Genomic DNA, 19,184 nt, shown 5'->3' with positions numbered 1-19,184 from the left:
AGCTAGAGCCTAGCTGGTTTATCAATAAAGCAAACAACGTGGTTATGACTTTTCGTGACCAACAAACTCTACCGACCATGCAGTATCAAGGTAAATACAAACGCATTGGTTACAGCTACCCAAAAAGTTATCTTTGGCAAAAAAGCTTATTTATAAGCTACGCAGTTAACAAAGAAGACATAGCCGTAACAAAGCTAGACTTAGCGCAGTTTCAGGAAGCCGTTAAATAAGAGCTTTCAAGCAGCAACATAACTGAGATGCAGCGCAAGCTCTTTAGCTCGACTGTAAGCATTTTCTAGTGATTGTTGATGACGAGTATCGGCAAACTCTTGATACTCACAGGCAATTTCATGAATTGTGCTCACGCCTAAATATTTGCTCAACGTACGTAAGTGCGGCACTAAATGGCTCATATGCTCACGAATACCACCTTGCTCAAAACCAAACTCACCGCTTGAGGTGATCACAACCAAAGTCTTACCGCCAAGTAAAGGCAGCAGCGGAAAGTTTCCACGGGCCAGATCAAAATCAAAAGTTTTGTTGATCCTAACAACTAGATCAAACCAGGCTTTCAGCTGCGCTGGCATACCATAGTTATACATAGGCGAGGAAATCACAATAATGTCAGCACCAGCAATTTCTGCAATGAGTAAGTCTGACAACGCCAGTAACTGCTTTTGCTCATTAGTCTTTTTATCATCAGGAGTAAATACCGCACCTATCCAGTCTTGGGTAATAAAAGGCGGCGGATTCACACCTACATCACGATAAATATACTCATCTATGCTTTGCTGCTGAGTAACGCTCTCTATAAAACGCTTAGCTATATTTTTAGAGATTGAATCGTGATCTGGATTGTCATTTTTAACGGCTCTGATGCTTGCATCAATGTGTAGTAGGGTGGTCATGCTGTTTATCCTGTTAGTAATTGTGCGGTCATCATCCAACTAACAGAGGCTTTTCACAAACGAGTTAACCTCAGCTATAAATAAGTTATACTCATCTATAGTCAATTTTATTATTTGCCAATATCACTTATGCAAGTATCACTACAAGCGCTTAAAGCCTTTGAAGCTGCAGCGCGTTTAGGCAGCTTTAAAGCCGCCGCTGATGAACTCTCACTCACGCCAACAGCGATTTCACACCATATAAATAATCTTGAAAGCCGTTTAAATGTGGATTTATTTTACCGCCAAGTAAGAAAGATCACTCTCACTCCCACTGGTGAATATTTAAGTGCGGCCACAAGTGACGGCTTTAACCGCATCGACCAAGCACTGGCAACTGTGCAAGCCACAGGGGCAACAGTTAAAATAACCACCACCTCGTCACTGGCCGCCCTGCGCTTAATACCCGCATTGCAGGAATTATCAAAAAGTCAGCCCAATCTTGAGGTAGATATATCAACCAGTGAAGCCATTGACAAACAATTGCACACATTACCCATTCGCTTTGGCCAGCAGCGCAATATAAACGCAGATGACATTATAAAAACCGAACATTTTAACCTGTTTGGCTCATACAAAGCCGCCGATATCCCATGGCAAAATGGCCCTGTTACGCTCTATACCACAAAATGGAAAAACAACGCGCTAAGTGAGCCTCCAATTAAACAATGGCTTACTCAAAACAACTTAGATCCTGCTTTGTTTATTATTAAAACCTTCGACCAAGAGCTATTTGGCATTCAAGAAGCTATGGCAGGCTCAGGACTGGTATTTTGTTCAACCACGCTAGTACAACGATTATTAAACACCGAGTTACTTAAAAACTTTAATACTCAAGCAGTTGAATCTGAGTTTTGTTATTACATACCCAATAAACAGCGTTTTCAAACCCGAGATACACGCCTAGTTTTAGAATGGGTAGAAGGGCTGTTGAATTTATAAATGCTAGTTATAAATCAAATTAAGTAATAGCTAAAAGTAGGGGGTTACTGATTTATCTTATTGCTTTAGACTTTGTCTAATAGGCAAAATAAGGATAAAGGGTCAGTCAATAAATATTATGTCTGAAGTCAATATTTGCTCCCCTGGGTTTCTATGTAAGTTCACACTAAGCAATTAGGGGTTATTCATTCTTTCGAAATGATCTTTTAAATTGCCTACTATGTTATGGCATAGAATTATGAACGCCCTCTTCATCTTGTGTTAATCATTAGCAGCCCGTTAAACATGGCGCTATAAATATGTTATTTTATCCGCTGATATATTTAATAGCTATGGAAAGATAAATGAAAATACTCATATGGATTGGAATTATATTTTTAGTCATCCCCCTTGTTGGTGCCTTAATTGCTCTTATTATTGGCTTATATGTTAATAATCCTAGCACGCATAACGCGACTGCTTTTGATAGTAAAATTAGCAATCAATATTACCTACAAGACGGTAAAGTTGTTTATGTTTTAGATGGCAATTTTTTCCAAATTGGAGGCTCTCCAGTAGAAGGAGCTGACCCTGATACGTTCAGTGTGATTAGTCAGTCTTACGCTAGAGATAATAATAGTGTTTATTACAACGGAAGACGGGTTGAGGGTGCTGATCCTAATTCAATTCAGTTGATAACATCGGGTATTAATACAAGTAAAGATGAATCTGGTTATCTTGTTAGTGGTGGCAAAGTTTTTTGTTATGGACAAATGATAGAAGGTGCAGACGCCGCTTCGTTCTCTTATTTGTTGGGCTCATACGCCATGGATAAAGAATATTTATATTACTACATCGATGACAAATTTCCACGTAAAACAATGCCTGAAGCGATTAAAAATGCGAACGAGCGTTATATTCGTCATGGTGAGCAGGTAATTTATCAGGGAAAAATAATTAGTAACGAAGCCAGTCGTTTTAAAATTATTAATGATGAGTATGCCGTAGACGGACAGCATGTTTATTCACATGGTGAGGTTGTTGAAGGCATGGTAGCCGATGGCTTTACGGTGATTACGCCTTACTACAGAAAAGATAAAAATCAAGCGTACTATTTTAATACACCCATTCCAGAAAGTGATCCATCTACATTTAAAGTATTAAATGATTCTGTTGCCAAAGATGGTAAGCACGTTTACTACAACGGTTATATTGTTGACAATAGAACGGTGGCAGAAGTGAGCCGGTCTGATGCCAGCGAGCTTGAGAAGATGTGGAAATGGAATTCTCTTCACTTAAGCCCAACGCGGGTGATTCTGGTTCCTACTGATGATGTTGAAGACATTACAAATAATTTTTATGCTTACAATAACGAAGTGTATAGCAGAAATAATAAACTTGTCGGTGTTGAACCTGAAGATGTGGTTATTCTTGATGAAGATGAAAAAATATTTGTCCGTATAGGATCTCAGGTTTTTTATTATAATGTTGTAGTTGAGGGTGCAGATCCAAACACTTTCACTGTAATAGCCGATCGTTTTTCAAAAGATGCTAAGCATGTTTACTGGGAAGTGTATAAGGTAGTCGATGCCGACCCGTTAACCTTTGAATATGAAGAAAATTTATATGCAGACGAGAACGATGCGGGTGAGTACTACTTAAAAAGATGGGAATAAACGCTCAAAGGTACAGGGTATGGCTATCTACTCTGTATCTTTATTGTGTATTCGACTATGACTTCCAAACAGTCTGATAAGCCCTTACGACAATATCGACGTTTGAAGATCTTGCCAAGTCTTTTCGGGCATTGTGCAGTAAACAGGCATAATCAAGCGCATGCTCAGTACACACAGAAAAAGGCATATAGTTTTGCATTAAGCTCCATCTAAATGAGTATTCTTGCTGTTTTTCACGCTAGGTAGTTGAAAATGCGTGTGCGTTATCGCCAACCATATTTTCAAGTAACGACACCACGCCATGAGTGTTTATAAGTGTACCGTATACATCAAACGCCAGTGTAGTTGCCATTAATGACTCCTGTTTAAATCGTTACTAAAACGCGATTTTATCGCTCAGCTTAATCACCATATCAGGTAATAAAGTACAGTAACACTACCGGCGATTTAAGCACCCACTGTAAACCCCGTTACGATTTGGTTAAAAATACGCACGGTAAGATTGTGTTTGTTGTGGTCAACTAATTCCAAGCAGTGAATTAAGTTTTTCTTCTGCTACACCATGTGATTATGGCTATGTGGCCTGCGCCAATTATAATAATTCATCAAGAAGCTAAGATCTTTTTCAGCGTCTTGATAATTACTATAACCCAATGAGGGAACCCATTCTGTTTTTAAACTTCTAAATAGGCGCTCCATCGGCGCATTGTCCCAACAATTCCCTCGGCGGCTCATGCTTTTTTATCCGGTAACGCAATAACTTTTACTAAAACCTCTTTGCGCCGTATTGGCTTCCTTGATCTGAGTGAAACATCAATTCAGATGGTTTGCCTCGTTGCTCGTAGGTTTTATCTAATGCTATTCTTTCCGTCTAGTTTTTAGATAATAATTAAGACAGATGTAAGCTCTAACTCTTTGTACTAATTATTTAAAAGGATCGTTTAGTGATACACAATATTTCAAAATATAGTTTTTTTTGTTTAATTTTATTGCTCATTTCATTGAGTGCTCATGGGCGTAGCCAGTCGAGTATGTTTTGCGAAATATCCTCTATCGAGGGCCAAGCAGTCACAATTAATAAGAAAAAGTATGATAATGACCTCAAATATGACTTTCAGCTTATAGATGAACATAAAATAATAACCGTTACAGTAGGAGTTATAAGACCTGAGCACGACTCTATTTTATTTAAAAACTCAGCGAAAGAAGCATCGAAGATTGAAATTGTGGAAGACTCACACAAAAGATATGAAAAAATGTGGGAAGAGGAGCTTTTTTATACGGTGACTTTATTACATTCTAAAAACTATATTTGGGAGCAACGTACTGCAAAGCTATCAATTTGGAAAGCTACGTTTAATGAGCATTATAGATTAATAGGCTTTTGGTCAGCAGCAAGCGACGAGGAGATGTTCACTCTTTCATTAAATGCACTAAACGCTTCTAATCAACAGGAATTGGTGCCAACTAATGTAATAGCAAATACTGTTGATGAAATACTTAGCCAGTGCAAAATAAAATCATTAAAAAACGAAATCTAAAAAGTTAAAGGGCTCACTAACACTGCTTCAAATTAACTCTCTACTGGTCAAAAGCTTTACCTTAGCTGTAAACCCCCGTTACATTTTGATTAAAAAAGCCACACGCAAACAATGGTTAACGTGTGGCTTTTTAGCCTTTAACTTTTTTTAATGTAATTACTTATTTAGTAAGTTCTTTTCAAAAAAGTCAGCCATCATGGTGTGGTAGTGCAAGGCGGTGCCTTTACCTTCACTTAGACTATGTGAACGGTTAGGGTATTCAAAAAACTCAAACTGCTTGTTGTACTTAACAAGTTCGTTAATTAAACGCTCTGAGCCTTGATAATGTACATTATCATCGCCTGTGCCGTGAATAAGCAATAGTTTACCAGTTAGGTTTTTCGCAAAGGTAATTGGCGAGGTGTTGTCGTAACTCTCAGGATCGGTCTTTGGGTTACCTGCATAACGCTCTTGGTAGATAGTGTCGTACAAGCGAATGTCTGGCACGGGCGCTGAGGCAATACCGACTTTAAATTTATCACCATGGCGGAACAATAAGTTAAGGGTTGAGCTGCCGCCGCCTGAGTGACCCCATACACCAACACGGTCGGTGTCTATTACATCCCAGCGTTTAGCCATGGCATCAAGCGCATCAACTTGGTCTTGTACTGTGATTGAGCCGATTTTTTTATAAATCGATTTACGCCAATCACGGCCTTTTGGTGCGCGTGTACCACGATTATCAACCGATGCCACAATAAAGCCTTTTTGCGTTAATAGTGATTTATACAAGTAGCTGTCGCCTTCAAAGCGGTCTTGCACTGTTGAGCCCCATGGTTCGCCATACACGTAAAAAATAATTGGGTATTTTTTACTGTTATCCATGTTTTTAGGGAACATAATGTAGCCGTCAAGCTCAGTGCCATCCTGCGCATTTACTTTAAAGAACTCGTGGCTTGGTAAGCTTTGCTCAGCGAGTTTTTCTTTCAGCTCTTTATTTTCAACTAAGGTTTTAACATTACTGTGATCGCTTACTTTAATGATCTCTTTAATTGGCGGCGTGCCAAATTGTGAGTAAGTGTGCATTGCCCATGAGGTATCTTTAGACATGTAATAGCTGTTTGAACCTTGAAATTCAGCAGGCGTTACGCGTACAGGTTTACTACTACCATCCAAAGACGTACTAAATAAATAACGTTGACCTGCATTGTCTGGCGAAGCGGTAAAATACATCACGTTTTTATCTTCGTTTAGCGCCAGCATATCAACAATATCGTAATCACCTGGGGTTAAATCGATAATGGTTTTACCATCGCGAGATACACGATAAAGGTGACGCCAGCCGTCGCGCTCGCTGTGCCAAATAAAGAACTTACCATCTTTTGACCAGTTGGCTTTGTAAAACCACTCGATAAAAGCATCGTCTTTATCTTCTAAAATTTTGGTCAATTGCTGTTTTTGCCAATCGAACAGCCAAACCTTGTTGTGGTTTTGCGGGCGGTTTAAGTCTTGGATCATTAATTCCTTACCGGTGCCTGCCCAGCTAATACGAGGAATATAGCGGTCGCGGTTATCGCCTTCAAGTTTGGCCCAGCGGGTTTTCTTATCAGCAACGCTAACAACCCCCACGCGTACTGCCGAGTTAGGTTCACCGGCTTTTGGGTAAGGAAACTCTTTTAAAGTAGGGTAAAGCTCGTCGGTGTTGTTGATCATGGTGAAAAACTTAACGCCGCTGGTATCTAGCTGCCAATAGGCGATTGATTTGTTATCTGGGCTCCAACGAAAGCCATCAGCAATGCTGAATTCTTCTTCGTAAACCCAATCAAAGTTACCATTAACGATTTTAGCGCTACCATCGGTTGTAAGCGCTGTTACTTTGTTGCTGCCAACCGCTTGCATATAAATGTTGTTATCACGCACGTAAGCTACTTTTGAGCTGTCTGGCGAGAACTTAGCAAACATCAGTTTTTTAGGTTCTGGTTGCTCACCGCCGAGTTGCTGTAATTTATTGGTTTCAAGGTTTAAGAGCCAAAAATCACCACGGCTACGAGAGCGCCACACTTGCTCACTGTTGGTAAATACCATCAACCATTTGCCATCTTTTGACCACTGGTAGCTTTCGATTGCAAATGACTCATCTGCGCCCTCAGGCAGTAGTTTTTCAAACTCAACTAGAACTTTGCGGCCAGTACCATCGGCGTTGTAAAATACAATGTCGTTGCCTTTTACACCGTGCTCTTTTTCGTCATCTGCTTTGGCATTTTCAGCGTCGTCTTTTTTATCTTTTTCGCTTCCACGTTCTTCAAGCACGGTGTAGCCGGTGCCATCATCAAGCCATTTAAAGTAAGTGCTACGCTGCGCTTTGAAATATTTATCTTTATAGATTTGTTCAAGCGACAGTGGATTGCTAATTTGATTCATCGTTGTTGTAGCCGTGACGTTGTGTGTTACCGAACAGCCTGATAGCGACAGCCCAGCCAGTACCGACAAAACCAGCCCAGAGGTTTTAAGTAATTTCATGTAGTGATCCTAAAAGGGGTTAGCGCGCGTGTATTTATTTACAAGTCGCATTAGCAACACTTTAGCAAAAATTACTTATAAGATCTGAACGTTTGTCGCAATAAGCATAAGGTTAAACCCAAAAGCCTGCAAGCAAAGTTACAGCCACAGGTACATACTGGCTTTTTTGCCTGAAATTTCTAACTCGTATACGTTTTCACACGGGCGTTGTGCCGCGCCATAACATACATGCAGAGGCAGTAAATGCTCTTCTCGAGGGTGACAAAATTGTGCCCCTGGCGCTAGTTTCCAGTTCGTTAAACGTTGCGTGCGCTCAGGCTCTGCAAGCTTAGGACTTGCTAAAGTATCAATTAACCATTGCTCAAAGCTTTGGTTGAGCTTTTGCATAGCCGTTGTTTGTTTAGCAAAAAAAGCCTGCATGTTATGAAAGGTAAAGCCGGAGCCAATGATCAATAAATTTTCATACTCTATTTGCTGCAACACTTGGCCAATTTTGAGGTGCATTGCGGGATCAAGGGTTGGATTTAGCGAAATTTGTACACATGGAATATCTGCCTCAGGAAACATAATTTTTAATGGTACAAACATGCCGTGATCAAAGCCTCGTTGGGTATCAAGGTTGGTAGCAATACCATTGCTTTTTAAAGCCTGCTGCAGTTGTTCAGCAAGCTTTGGCTCACCAGCACAAGGGTAAGCTAACTGATACGCCTGCTCGGGAAAGCCGTAGTAATCATAAATTAATTTAGGTGTTGCTGAGGCTGTGATTGCAATAGGGTTTGCTTCATAGTGAGCGCTGATCATTAAAATAGCACTAGGCTTAGTAATTTTAGCGGCAACTGATTGCAAACAAGTCACCATCTCTTTATGGCTTGGCTCACCAAGCAGCGGTAATGGGCCGCCGCCATGAGATAAAAAGAAAACATTTGTTTGTTGCATACTAACCCCTTAATTAATCAATGTGGTTATTATAATGCACGCACAAATCCAAATTAACTAGCCACAAAAATGCACAGCTAAAGTGCATTTATTAAGGTTTAGATACCATCAACCAAACCGCGATACTGGCAGGGGTCACGCCCTTAATACCTTGGCTTAACTTCTCGCAGCTGAGTATTTTTAGGCTGTACTTCTTTGCATAACTACTCTGTATCTCAGCCGCTGAAACACTATAAGGTGTGCCACAGCGCTTAGATTGATCATACACACAAGTGATCAATAACTGTGGTGCAGCATTACTCAAGGTAATTATGTGCTGAGCATATTGATTACGAATAGCGTATGGCAGCGCCACCAATGCGCCGCGATCATAAATAGCATCAACATGACCTAAATGATCTGCAGTTAAAGCGAATACATCCCCCACCCAAATGCAGATCCCCTGGGCCTGATACGCGCTAAGTAAACCGTGCTTAGTTACTTTTGGCGTGAGCGCTAACTCAATAAATAACTGCCGAACAGCAAGCTCACTGAGTTCAACACCCACAACGTACATGCCTTTATTAAGCAAATAATGAATGTCGACTGTTTTGCCACACAAAGGGATAAACACACGGCTACTAGCAGGTAAATTTAAGTTAGTAAAATAACGATCTAAACTAGGGATTACTTTACCGTCATGAAAACCAATGTCATTGCTTTGCCAGCGCTTTAACCAATATTCAGCCTGCATTACCCCCCCTTCAACTGTAACAGCGCAACCGCAGTTAAATACATGCCAATACCAAATATTGCATGCGATAGTGCACTTTTGAGCCTTGCAGCCATTGGCTTTGCCGTTTTAGCTGCAGCAATGCCAAGCCCAAGCGCAGGCTGCATAATAAAAAACGGGATAACAACGCTAAGCAGCCCAAACAACAGCGCAGGCATTAAGCTTGGCGCTGCAAGCCAGTTATCTGGCATCAGTAATAAAAATAGCAGCGCAAAAATAACCCCGATAAAGTAATGACTAAACCAACCAATTGCGCATTCGTTCGGTTGCACAGCGGCTTTATTAATAGCTAGGTGTTGCCACTTGCCATAGCGCATAAAGCATAGCCAGCGCCCCACCATACAAAAATTTAAAGAGCTAATACCAAATTTACTAAGTAGCAACGCCCACAGATCAAGTATCGCGGTTGCACCGCTCCCTATAACGATCACTGCTAACCAATCAATCGCTGAAAACATAATGTCACCCTTTGCTGAAAACTAAGTCACTATGATATAGACTTACAAAAACGTTAAATACAAAGCTTTAATCAAACTTAAATTGCAAAAGTGGAATCATGCTAGATGATATAGTGCTGTTTGTGCACATAGTACAACAAGGAGGATTGTCTCAAGCGGGGGAGTATTTATCGCTGCCTGCGGCAACAGTTACGCGGCGTTTACAGCGCCTTGAATCTCGCCTTGGGCAAAAACTGCTGCATCGCTCTGCACGCCAATGCACACTCACTCAACAAGGGCAAGTTTATTACCAAAGCTATGCAAGTTTGGTTGAGCAGTTTGAACAAACCAGCCATCAACTCAATCAACAAAATGAGCAACTAAGCGGTAAGTTAAAAGTGCTTGCGCCGCTTAATATTTGTCATGGTTTTTTAAAGCCGATGTGGTTGTCGTTTTGCAAGAAATACTCTGATATTCAGTTGGAGCTGATTTTAAGTAATCAACTTGACGATATTATTAAAAACCAAGCTGATTTAGCATTAAGAATAGGCCCGCAAGCAGATTCACTATTGCAACAAAAGAAGCTCGGACAAGCAGATTCTATTTTAGTGGCTACGCCAAGCTATTTAGCTAATTCACAAGCACTCAAAGAACCGAGTGATCTTAAACAACACCGTTTAATTGGCACTACACTAAGAGATAAATGGCCACTCACCCACATTATTACGCGAGCAAGCTATACACACATGTGCCGGTTTAGCAGTATTTACAACGATACTGGCTTTGTTAAATACCAAGTGGCTGATCATCAAGGAGTAGGCTTACTACCCCGATTTGAAATTATAAACGAGCTGGCAACGGGGGAGTTTGTAAGGGTACTACCAAAATGGCAAAGTCATAATCGCGAAATTTTTGCTATTTGGCCAAGCGGTCGTTTACTTAGTAAAAAAGCGGTTTGTCTTAGGGATTTTATCCATAACTTTATCAGTGAACAATTACCAAATAATTAAATATTTTTGTGCCACTGATACTGCATTTGTTTTGCCGTAAGCTCTGCAAGCTCAGAGCTCCCCAGCTCAGTAACTAATTGCAAGCTCATATCAATTCCTGCAGAAATACCCGCTGAAGTGGTGAATTTACCTTGTGATACCCAGCGCTTATTGCTGATCACATTTAACCGAGGGAACATATTAGCGAGATCCGCAAGATCTTCCCAATGCGTAGTCACCGTTAAGCCATCGAGTAAACCCGCTTTGGCCAGTAAAAAAGCGCCTGTACACACTGAGGCAACTTTAGCAGTAGCACCAGCGGTTTCTCGGATCCAGTTTATTACGGCTGGTTTTTCAAGCTCATGTGTATGTATACCACCGACAACAATGAGTAAATCAATCGCGGGGTGATCAGCAAAACTGTAATGGGGGTTTACACTAAAACCTGCACGGGCAATTATCGGCCCGGCATGCTCTGCCACAAAAAATACCTGCCAATTATTGTCTGCTAAACGCTTTGCCGTGCTAAACACTTCAAATGGGCCTGAAAAATCCAGCACTTCGGCATCATCGTAAATATAAATAGCAATGTTCATAATGTGTTTTCCTTAGCTTGCTCTGCATCAAACATTAACTTTAACCATCTTAAGTCTTTTGCATCTAAATTTGCTTGTTTATGTAATGAGGGATCATCATAAACATCTTTATAAACATGGCAGATAGCAACTTCTGTTAACTCACGCCATTTGTCGTCATTAAACTCTGATAGTGAGCCATCTGCTAAATTAAAAAAACTGATAGGATCATGCTCAGCTTCAGTCGTTCTAAGAGTTAACTCTAACTCTTGTAAAATAGGGTTGATCAACTGTAGCGTATTTGCGGCCTCAAACTCTGCAATTATATTGCTTTGGGCTGCTTTGATTTCTTTTTCAAGTTGATATTGAGACAATTTATCGGCAGAGGCACGCACACCATATTTATTCAGTAGGCCAGTGATACTTGGCAGCATAGCTTTAGCTGCAATGCTGGCTCCTAACAATGGATTTGCAATAGCCGCTAAGCCACCAACCAAAAGCATTCCGTAAGTGAGCTTTTTATCTAAGGCATCAATATCATTAGCAAGCGACTGTAATGAATTAGTTTGCCCGACAGCTTGATCACGCATAATTGCATCAGCACTGTTTAGCATGTAATGGCGAAGTCCGGCCTCAGCATGCTCATTAGGAAAATGAAAAATACGCCGCTTAGGTAAGTTATTAATCTCAGGTACGCCGTTTGGCAAATAACGCATGGTGTGTAAAGCGAATTGATGTTCCGATAGTGCGAAAGGAATTACAAAATAATGCTTTTCATCAAATGACGTAGGGGTTTGCGTACCAAAGCGTTCAAATGACATAAAAATAGGCAGACCATCAATCATTTCTTTTGCTAATACATAGCCTTTATTTAATTCATCAAACATTTTATTAGATGTCGATTTTAGCTTAACAATTCCTTTATTTATAAAATCTTTCATAATTATTTGTTGATCCAATTCGATTCTAGCTGGCTAGCTGGCTAGCTGCCGTAAAGGTTATACAAGCTGGTCTAAAAAGCCCAGCAATTAAATATCAAACTTTAGCAGCTTAAACACTACCTTGCGTTTCAATCACTAAAATACGCGCTTCACCCATAGGGTGGGCTACGTGCTCAGTGCCTATTGAGGCATAAAAAATGTCACCACTTTGCAGTACAGTTGAGTGCGTCTCGCCATCTTGTTTGTAAAACATTTCAACGGCTCCATCAAGCACCACAAAGACTTCTTCGCCATCATTGATATGCCATTTATAAGGTTTATCAGTCCAATGTAAGCGGGTAGTGATGCCATTCATATTGGCAATATTTTTAGCTCCCCATGCCTTTGCTGCGGTGAATTCTTTACCACGAATGATCTGCATACAATTTCCTTATTCATCTAGCTCTAATTGCGCCCGCTCTAAGGTTTCGGCGGGTAGTTCTTTTTGTACTGATACACCAAGCTCTTTAAATTCTGAGGCTTGTTTTATTAGGTTGCCTTTACCGCGATATAACTGCGAAAACGCTTTATCGTAGCTTTCTTTGGCTTTATCTAACTGTTTACCAACACCTTCCATGCTGGTTAAAAAGCCGTTGAGCTTGCTATAAAAACGCTCCGCGCGATTAGCCAACTCTTTGGAGTATTTAGTTTGCTCTTCAAAGCGCCATAACTGTTTCACAATATTTAAGCTGGTTAAGAGGGTAGTGGGGGTGGCAACCAGAATGTTCTTTTCTATCGCTTGTTGGTAAATATCACTTTGGTATTTAAGGGCTTCAACAAAAGCTGATTCTATCGGCACAAACATCACCACCACTTCAGGAGAGTTAAGCCCAGGTAAGCGATCATATGATTTACTCGCCAGCTCATTAATACGCGCTTTTACGGCTTCAACATGCTCTTTAATCGCTTGTTGAGCCTGCAGTTCATTATCTGCATTTACGTAGCGAGTGTAAGCGTTTAGCGAAGTTTTAGCGTCAATCACTAAATGCCGACCTTGAGGCAAATACACCACCACGTCAGGGCGCAGGCGGCCTTCTTCGGTATTAAACGATACCTCGCGTTTATAATCAGTACCAGCGCGCAGTCCTGCGCTGTCTAACACGTTTTCAAGCATGAGTTCGCCCCAATTACCTTGGGTTTTCTTTTGCCCTTGTAATGCGTTACTGAGCCTGTCTGCTTGCTCAGTGATTGCTTGGCTTTTCGCTTGTAGATGTAATAACTCTATTTTCAGAGCTTCACGTTGTTTTAGATCTTCAACATGAATTGATTCCAATTTATCCCTGAAGCCTTTTAACTCACCTTGGACAGGTTTTAACAGCTGCTCAATACTTTCTTGATTAAGGACTTTAAATTTTTGCGATTTTTCTTCGAGTATTTGATTAGCAAGGTTTTCAAATTCTTTTTTAAGTTGCTCTTTGCTTTCTTTAATATGTTGTAACTGTTGCTCAAAATGGCTTTGCTTTTGCTCAAGCATAGTGCGCATATTATTGAGCTCAACATCACGGGCATTGTATTCGCTTCGTAGTGTTGTTAAATCAGCTTCAGCCTTGCGCCAATAATGGTTGTATTGCTGGCTTTGCTTTTCTTGCTCAGTGAAGCGGGTTTTATAGTGCTGAGTTTCGTCGCGTTGTTCTTGGTGGCTTTGCTTAAGTAAATCGTGTTCATCTATCAAGGCAGTATATTGCTGCTGTTTTTCATTGGACTGTGTTTGCAATAAAGCTAGTTGTTGCTGCTGCTCACTTAGCTCTGCTGTTAGTCGCTTACCACGACTTGCATAAATAACACTAAAAAGCACCGCGCCAACACTAAAACCAATCCCAACACTTACCCAATCAATGTTTGTAAGTAACTGTATATACATAAATAAACTTTAATTAACCAAAAGACACTTCATGATAGCCAATCTAAAAATACCACGATAGGTTTTTTTACTTTTTTATGACTCTAAAAATCATTACAGAGCATTACAAAAGACCCATCTTAATTAGTTATATAAACAATTTTATTCTACACTCAGAACAATAATAAAAACCAACAAGTGGTTTTACTTATACAACAATACAAGGACTGAAAAAATGAACGATATCAAAACCCCAAATATTGAAGTGCAATGTAAAGCAGATAACTACTTTTCCCTTAAAACGTTGACTGTTTTACCTCATACACAAGAAAATTGGTTAACATTTTTTAATAACGAAACAAATCCGACTGAGTCGCTGAGTGTTTTGTTTAATAATGCAGGAAAAAACGATCTCATAAGCACTGAAAAAAGACAATACGTAGAACTTATTATCAGCCTAGATCCGTCAGTGGCTGCCGATTGGGAATTTTATGGGAATGGTGTTGAATATTGTGGTGCAGATAGCAATTGCCAATATAATATATCTACCGAGATCACTGATGACGACACTTTAGTTTTAAGAATTGCTCAAGTAGAGCCGACCTATGAATTTAACGGTGTAGATAAAGACAATCTTGAAAAAGTTGTTGAAGTAACCGAAGGCAAAGAAACTGAGTATTTACCTATTTCGTTTAGGTATACAGCTAAACATGTGCCTTCTGGCAAAATTTATATGTCACAAGATCCTAAAATTGTTGTTCGTAGGCCTGGTGCTACATACTAATATAAAGCACTAGCACAACGAAAAGAAGAGTCATATTGTTGCATTAACGCAATAAACTCTTCTTTTTGGCACCAAGGTTTAAACCAGGGTAAATTAAACCACATCGGGTGATAGCCTATCATTAATGACTTTTCTATATACATTAACGCTGACTGATATTCACCAATCACACTATATACAAGCGCTGCAGTGAACACATATTCATTATGATCTGACGCAATACTTATTGCTTTATTGAGTGCTTGCAAGGCAAGTTTAGCTTCGCCGAGTTGGCTGTATGCTTGTGCGACTTCTAAATAACTATCAAGGGTGTGTTGATCTTGCGCCAGCTCAACTACCTTTAAATAATTAGCTGGATATGACTCACTAAGTCCTAAAACCTTTTCAATATCAGCTAGGTTAAGGCGAAAGCTGATATGCTCTGGGTTTATATCAACCGCCTGTTGGGCAACTATTAATGCTTGCGAAAACTCTCCTTGTAACGAATAAGCAATACTTAAGTTACTTAAATCTATGCTATCAGGTTTAATCTCAATTGCCTGTTTATATTGCTTTATAGCAATGGCTAAATCACCTTCTGTTAGGGCTATATCTGCCAGTAATTGATTTGCCATATAGTTTTGAGAACTTAAGCTTATAACTTCATTAAGCAGCTGCTTTGCCTCTTCAATTTGACCTTGCCACCATAATACTTGCGCTAAATTTTGCTTTATTATTGGATTTGCTCGTATTTTTAATGCAAGTTCAAACGCCTGCTGTGCTTCAGGCAACTGATCTTGTTGTAAATATAATAAACCTTTAAGTTCATAAAGAGCGGTAGAACTTGCTCCAACTTGTTCAGCTTTAGCTAAATACTGCTTCGCAGTTAACCAATCTTGCCTAGCAACCGCGATTAGCATTGCATTTGTAGCAAATGCAGGGGTGTTTTGATACGCAGTTGGTGAGTTAAAAAGTAATTTACTGGCAATATTTAAATACTCTGCTTGCTGTGATTGCTGATATAAACTCAGGGCGACTTCACGTAATAACTCATAGTTGGCATATAACTGCGGGGTTTGTTCTATAGCCTCTTTAATACGCATAAATAATTGATCAGTGTAATCACCAACTTGCTGCACTTTTTGATAAAGCTCAATATGTTCTATTTGTTCTTTGTCACTAAGCTGCGCCATTGCAATATATTTACTATCAAAATCAGGGAAAAGCGCTGTTAATTGCTGACTGCTTAAATGGTACATCTGATTATAACTATCAATTACAATGGGCCATTGCTTACGCGCTTTTACCGTCCAATTTGGCGCCTCGAGCCGAACTAACGTTAAATAGCATTGCGGTTGCATGCAATTAAGCTCAGCGGTCACCACTTCTTGTGCACCCGTTGCTTGCTTTAATTTATGTAACTTATCTGTAAAAGTAAGTTTAGCATTGCCGCTTTGTAAAATGAGCGCAACCTCATCCTGCGAAATAAGATTTAACTGCTTACTATTAATAATACTTTGCCTAATAGCATCATCAATTGTGGCTTTGAGCATATTTGTATCTGCGGATAACAGTGCGGCTGATTTTACCACCGGAGGTAAAAATGCAACATAGTGCTCTGCTGGTTTATGCACTTGCAGCTTATACATTAAGCCTGTTGCAACCACGGCAATACAAAGCAAAGTCCCTAAAAAAACAGCCTTTTTAGGCGATTTTTTTTGTAATGCGAGTTGCTCTAGTGGAACTGTGTCTTGCGCCAAAATTTCTTGCTGTTTAATAGCTATAATAACGGCTTGTAACTTACGCTCTACACTTTGAGCATCAACAGGGCGGCGGTCTTTTTTTCGTTGTAATAATTGATTTAGTAAATCACATAATTCATTAGGTAACTTGGGAATGATCTCATGTGCATTACACGCTTTACCGTTGGCAATATTATTAGCAATCGTTTGCGCAGATCCTTCACCAAATGGATGACGGCCACTAATAAACATATAGGCCAGCATACCAAAAGAAAATAAATCACTGCGAAAATCTAACGGCTGTTTATTAAGCTGCTCAGGCGACATCGCACTAGCACTGCCACAACTGGATTCATCACGTTGCTCACCAAGCGGCTTATTTTGTAATGTTGCAATACCAAAATCGGTGATTTTCAATTCATTTTTATCAATTAAAATATTGCTAGGCTTTAAATCACAATGCATAACATCTTGACTATGGGCATGGGTTAGACCAGCACACAGTTGTGCTAATAAATTAAGCTTTTCGGAGAGTGTGGTGACGTGCTGATGTTGAAACTGCTGTAATGTTTTGCCTTTTAAGTACTCCATTACAATACAAATTTGCTGCTCATATAAAATTACATCATGTATTTGTACAATATTAGGGTGATTTAAACGAGCAAGCAGCTGCGCTTCAACCAAGGGGTCGCTATGTTCTATTGAGTGCTCAGTAGGCTTTAATAATTTAATCGCAACATAGCGCTTTAAACGTGTATCCTCTGCAAGATACACACTTCCCATACCTCCTTGGTTAAGTAGTTTAATTAATTTATAGTTAGTGATGACTTTATTAAATTTTAATACTGTTTCATGCTCTAACGACATCCGAGGTACTCTCTAATTCACACCCTTTATAAATCATAAAGGATGCGCCAGCAAACCGTACTTTTCGCAATTGTCTTTCGATGATATTTTCAGCATCATGAACATTTACTAAAACTTCTGAAAACTGCTTGCGAGCACGATGTATCTGTATATTTAAATAGCGCATGTCGACACCTAAATCTTTCACTAATTGCTCCGTATTTACCCAACCTTGGTTAGCTGGTAATACTCCTTTTTTAGCATCTAAAGCTCTATAGCGCGCTAAATTTAAGGTTAAGTAGTGATGGCAGCGAACATGCAAATCAAAATCTTTATTATTATTGTGATGTTGAACTTTTAATTCTGATGTTTCTTCATCCAAACTTAGGTTAAAAATAAAGTCTAAATCACTAATATACAATTGTGGTACGGAGCTCATCTGGGTTGCAACTTCCAGATGACTAGAAAGAAACACCCATTGTTCACCACCTAAGGTAATAATACTATGATCTTCTAAGACTTCTCGTATCGTAAACTCATCATCGTGTAATGATTCTAACAACCATTGGCCGCTACTTTGCTCAAAAACAACCACGCTATCAGGTTGCTGCTCAGGCAATAGGTGGTAATGATTAAGCTTAATTGTCTCGGCTGTTTGACTTTGCTCGTCATCTAACTTGATTAATTGGTCTGTAGGAGCACTGAGATCTTTAACCACATAAGTGACCTCTGAATTACCGGCAAAATAAATTTTATCGCCAATACTTAGTTCTTCAGAGTCATCCTTCACCAAACGCTTATGATTTAACCAAGTACCATTCAGGCTTAAGTCACGGATATACCACTTACCATTCAACCACTCAATAATAGTGTGTATTTTCGACACACTCAGATCGTTGACAAGTGTATCTACAGAATATTGAAAGCGCCCAAAACTATGATGCGCATATAAAAAACAATATTCACTTGTATGTTTATTAATTAAATAAGCCATTTTCACTACCTTTTATCGAATGATGAGGTATGTGTCTAACTATTGATATTACAACCAATTCTCTATAATAGACACAACCAAATCAAAATGAAACAAAAAATTAACATTCAATGTATTCATGGGTTAATCCGCAAACAATTGCGGCCAGATAACAGTATTTTAGAAACAAAAAGGCAAAATAAACATTACGTACTATTACAGCAATTGTTTATTAAAGGGATAAGTAAAAGAATGAAATATAAAAAAAGCCAGCTCAAGGTGAGCTGGCCTAATATTACTAAAATAAGTAACTAAAACTAGGGAATCAACATGATGCCTGCGTTGACTGCAATTCAACAACAAGCATAATAGTAGACGCCCCCAAGGTACTTTAGTTCAAAATAAATTTAAAATTGATAAAATAATACTGCATGCGCCAAATAGCAGACATAAAAAAAGCCAGCTCAAAATGGGCTGGCTCAATCATTACTAAAATTAGTAACCAAATAGGGAAATCAACATGATGCTTGCGTAAACTGCAATTCAACAACAAGCAAAAGAGTAGACGCCCTCAAACTACTTTAGTTCAAAATAAATTTAAAATTGATAAAATAATACTGCATGCGCCAAATCACAGGCATAAAAAAAGCCAGCTCAAAATGGGCTGGCTCAATCATTACTAAAATTAGTAACCAAATAGGGAAATCAACATGATGCTTGCGTAAACTGCAATTCAACAACAAGCAA

Annotated in this window: 17 protein-coding genes and 2 pseudogenes; 6 read left to right on the top strand and 13 right to left on the bottom strand. The window is 39.4% G+C overall.

The features are described from left to right. Positions 1–44 precede the first annotated feature (44 nt). Positions 45–230 carry a hypothetical protein gene (locus tag FW757_RS05675; protein WP_182739330.1) on the top strand — a complete coding sequence of 62 codons (186 nt, stop codon included), beginning with the start codon at positions 45–47 and terminating at the stop codon, positions 228–230. A 6-nt stretch (positions 231–236) separates the two neighbouring features. Here FW757_RS05675 and FW757_RS05670 read toward each other — a convergent pair whose 3' ends face one another. Continuing rightward, a complete protein-coding gene (locus tag FW757_RS05670; protein ID WP_182717303.1) occupies positions 237–908 on the bottom strand; it encodes an FMN-dependent NADH-azoreductase in 672 nt (223 codons plus the stop codon). A gap of 129 nt (positions 909–1,037) precedes the next feature. Here FW757_RS05670 and FW757_RS05665 point away from each other — a divergent pair, with 129 nt between their 5' ends. Together FW757_RS05665 and FW757_RS05660 are read left to right on the top strand one after the other, a co-directional pair. Then, positions 1,038–1,889 (top strand): LysR family transcriptional regulator, encoded by an 852-nt coding sequence (locus FW757_RS05665; RefSeq protein ID WP_182761131.1) that lies wholly within the window; start codon positions 1,038–1,040, stop codon positions 1,887–1,889. A 344-nt stretch (positions 1,890–2,233) separates the two neighbouring features. Beyond that, the gene (locus tag FW757_RS05660) at positions 2,234–3,544 is read left to right on the top strand and encodes a DKNYY domain-containing protein (RefSeq protein ID WP_182739327.1); all 1,311 of its coding nucleotides are present in this window, start codon (positions 2,234–2,236) and stop codon (positions 3,542–3,544) included. Between the two features lie 133 nt (positions 3,545–3,677). Here FW757_RS05660 and FW757_RS05655 read toward each other — a convergent pair. Continuing rightward, positions 3,678–3,896, bottom strand: a pseudogene (locus FW757_RS05655) (haloacid dehalogenase type II); the annotation flags it as partial. A gap of 165 nt (positions 3,897–4,061) precedes the next feature. Next, positions 4,062–4,403, bottom strand: a pseudogene (locus FW757_RS05650) (integrase core domain-containing protein); the annotation flags it as partial. An 85-nt stretch (positions 4,404–4,488) separates the two neighbouring features. Here FW757_RS05650 and FW757_RS05645 point away from each other — a divergent pair. After that, entirely contained in the window at positions 4,489–5,085 is a 597-nt protein-coding gene (locus tag FW757_RS05645; protein WP_182739325.1) for a hypothetical protein, read from the top strand. A gap of 156 nt (positions 5,086–5,241) precedes the next feature. On the opposite strand, the gene FW757_RS05640 is transcribed toward FW757_RS05645, so the two are convergent. The 4 genes from FW757_RS05640 to FW757_RS05625 form a co-directional block, all read right to left on the bottom strand. Further along, a complete protein-coding gene (locus FW757_RS05640) occupies positions 5,242–7,584 on the bottom strand; it encodes a S9 family peptidase (RefSeq protein ID WP_446440965.1) in 2,343 nt (780 codons plus the stop codon). A 138-nt stretch (positions 7,585–7,722) separates the two neighbouring features. Next, positions 7,723–8,520: a DODA-type extradiol aromatic ring-opening family dioxygenase gene (locus FW757_RS05635; protein ID WP_182717293.1), complete on the bottom strand. Its 798-nt coding sequence runs from the start codon at positions 8,518–8,520 to the stop codon at positions 7,723–7,725. Between the two features lie 91 nt (positions 8,521–8,611). After that, a complete protein-coding gene (tmpT, locus tag FW757_RS05630; RefSeq protein WP_182717292.1) occupies positions 8,612–9,253 on the bottom strand; it encodes a thiopurine S-methyltransferase in 642 nt (213 codons plus the stop codon). Continuing rightward, positions 9,253–9,750 carry a DUF2938 domain-containing protein gene (locus FW757_RS05625; protein ID WP_182717291.1) on the bottom strand — a complete coding sequence of 166 codons (498 nt, stop codon included), beginning with the start codon at positions 9,748–9,750 and terminating at the stop codon, positions 9,253–9,255. Before FW757_RS05625 ends, tmpT begins: the two co-directional genes overlap by 1 nt. Positions 9,751–9,848: 98 nt before the next feature. Between FW757_RS05625 and FW757_RS05620 the strand changes: the two genes are divergently transcribed. Then, on the top strand, positions 9,849–10,739 hold the full coding sequence (locus FW757_RS05620) for a LysR family transcriptional regulator (protein WP_446440964.1): 891 nt from the start codon (positions 9,849–9,851) through the stop codon (positions 10,737–10,739). On the opposite strand, the gene FW757_RS05615 is transcribed toward FW757_RS05620, so the two are convergent. The 4 genes from FW757_RS05615 to rmuC all read right to left on the bottom strand — a co-directional run bounded on the left by FW757_RS05615 (position 10,736) and on the right by rmuC (position 14,134). Further along, positions 10,736–11,314, bottom strand: a complete 579-nt coding sequence (locus tag FW757_RS05615; RefSeq protein ID WP_182761128.1) for a DJ-1/PfpI family protein — start codon at positions 11,312–11,314, stop codon at positions 10,736–10,738. The genes FW757_RS05620 and FW757_RS05615 overlap by 4 nt on opposite strands. Next, the gene (locus tag FW757_RS05610) at positions 11,311–12,234 is read right to left on the bottom strand and encodes a hypothetical protein (protein ID WP_446440963.1); all 924 of its coding nucleotides are present in this window, start codon (positions 12,232–12,234) and stop codon (positions 11,311–11,313) included. Before FW757_RS05610 ends, FW757_RS05615 begins: the two co-directional genes overlap by 4 nt. Before the next feature lie 109 nt (positions 12,235–12,343). Next, the gene (locus tag FW757_RS05605; protein ID WP_182761127.1) at positions 12,344–12,655 is read right to left on the bottom strand and encodes a cupin domain-containing protein; all 312 of its coding nucleotides are present in this window, start codon (positions 12,653–12,655) and stop codon (positions 12,344–12,346) included. A 9-nt stretch (positions 12,656–12,664) separates the two neighbouring features. Continuing rightward, the gene (rmuC, locus tag FW757_RS05600; protein WP_149980305.1) at positions 12,665–14,134 is read right to left on the bottom strand and encodes a DNA recombination protein RmuC; all 1,470 of its coding nucleotides are present in this window, start codon (positions 14,132–14,134) and stop codon (positions 12,665–12,667) included. Between the two features lie 214 nt (positions 14,135–14,348). On the opposite strand from rmuC, the gene FW757_RS05595 reads away from it, so the two are divergent. Continuing rightward, complete coding sequence (locus FW757_RS05595; protein WP_182831234.1) at positions 14,349–14,897, top strand: hypothetical protein; 549 nt, start codon at positions 14,349–14,351, stop codon at positions 14,895–14,897. Here the strand turns inward: FW757_RS05595 and FW757_RS05590 are convergent. Continuing rightward, a complete protein-coding gene (locus tag FW757_RS05590) occupies positions 14,894–17,485 on the bottom strand; it encodes a serine/threonine-protein kinase (protein WP_182739317.1) in 2,592 nt (863 codons plus the stop codon). The genes FW757_RS05595 and FW757_RS05590 overlap by 4 nt on opposite strands. Then, positions 17,469–18,458: an FHA domain-containing protein gene (locus FW757_RS05585; RefSeq protein ID WP_182739316.1), complete on the bottom strand. Its 990-nt coding sequence runs from the start codon at positions 18,456–18,458 to the stop codon at positions 17,469–17,471. The genes FW757_RS05590 and FW757_RS05585 overlap by 17 nt, the downstream gene beginning before the upstream one ends. Positions 18,459–19,184: the final 726 nt, after the last annotated feature.

It is taken from the genome of Pseudoalteromonas sp. 1181_04 (assembly GCF_052850545.1).
The sequence above is the reverse complement of the archived record's forward strand: the minus strand, read 5'-3'. Positions and strand labels throughout refer to the sequence as shown.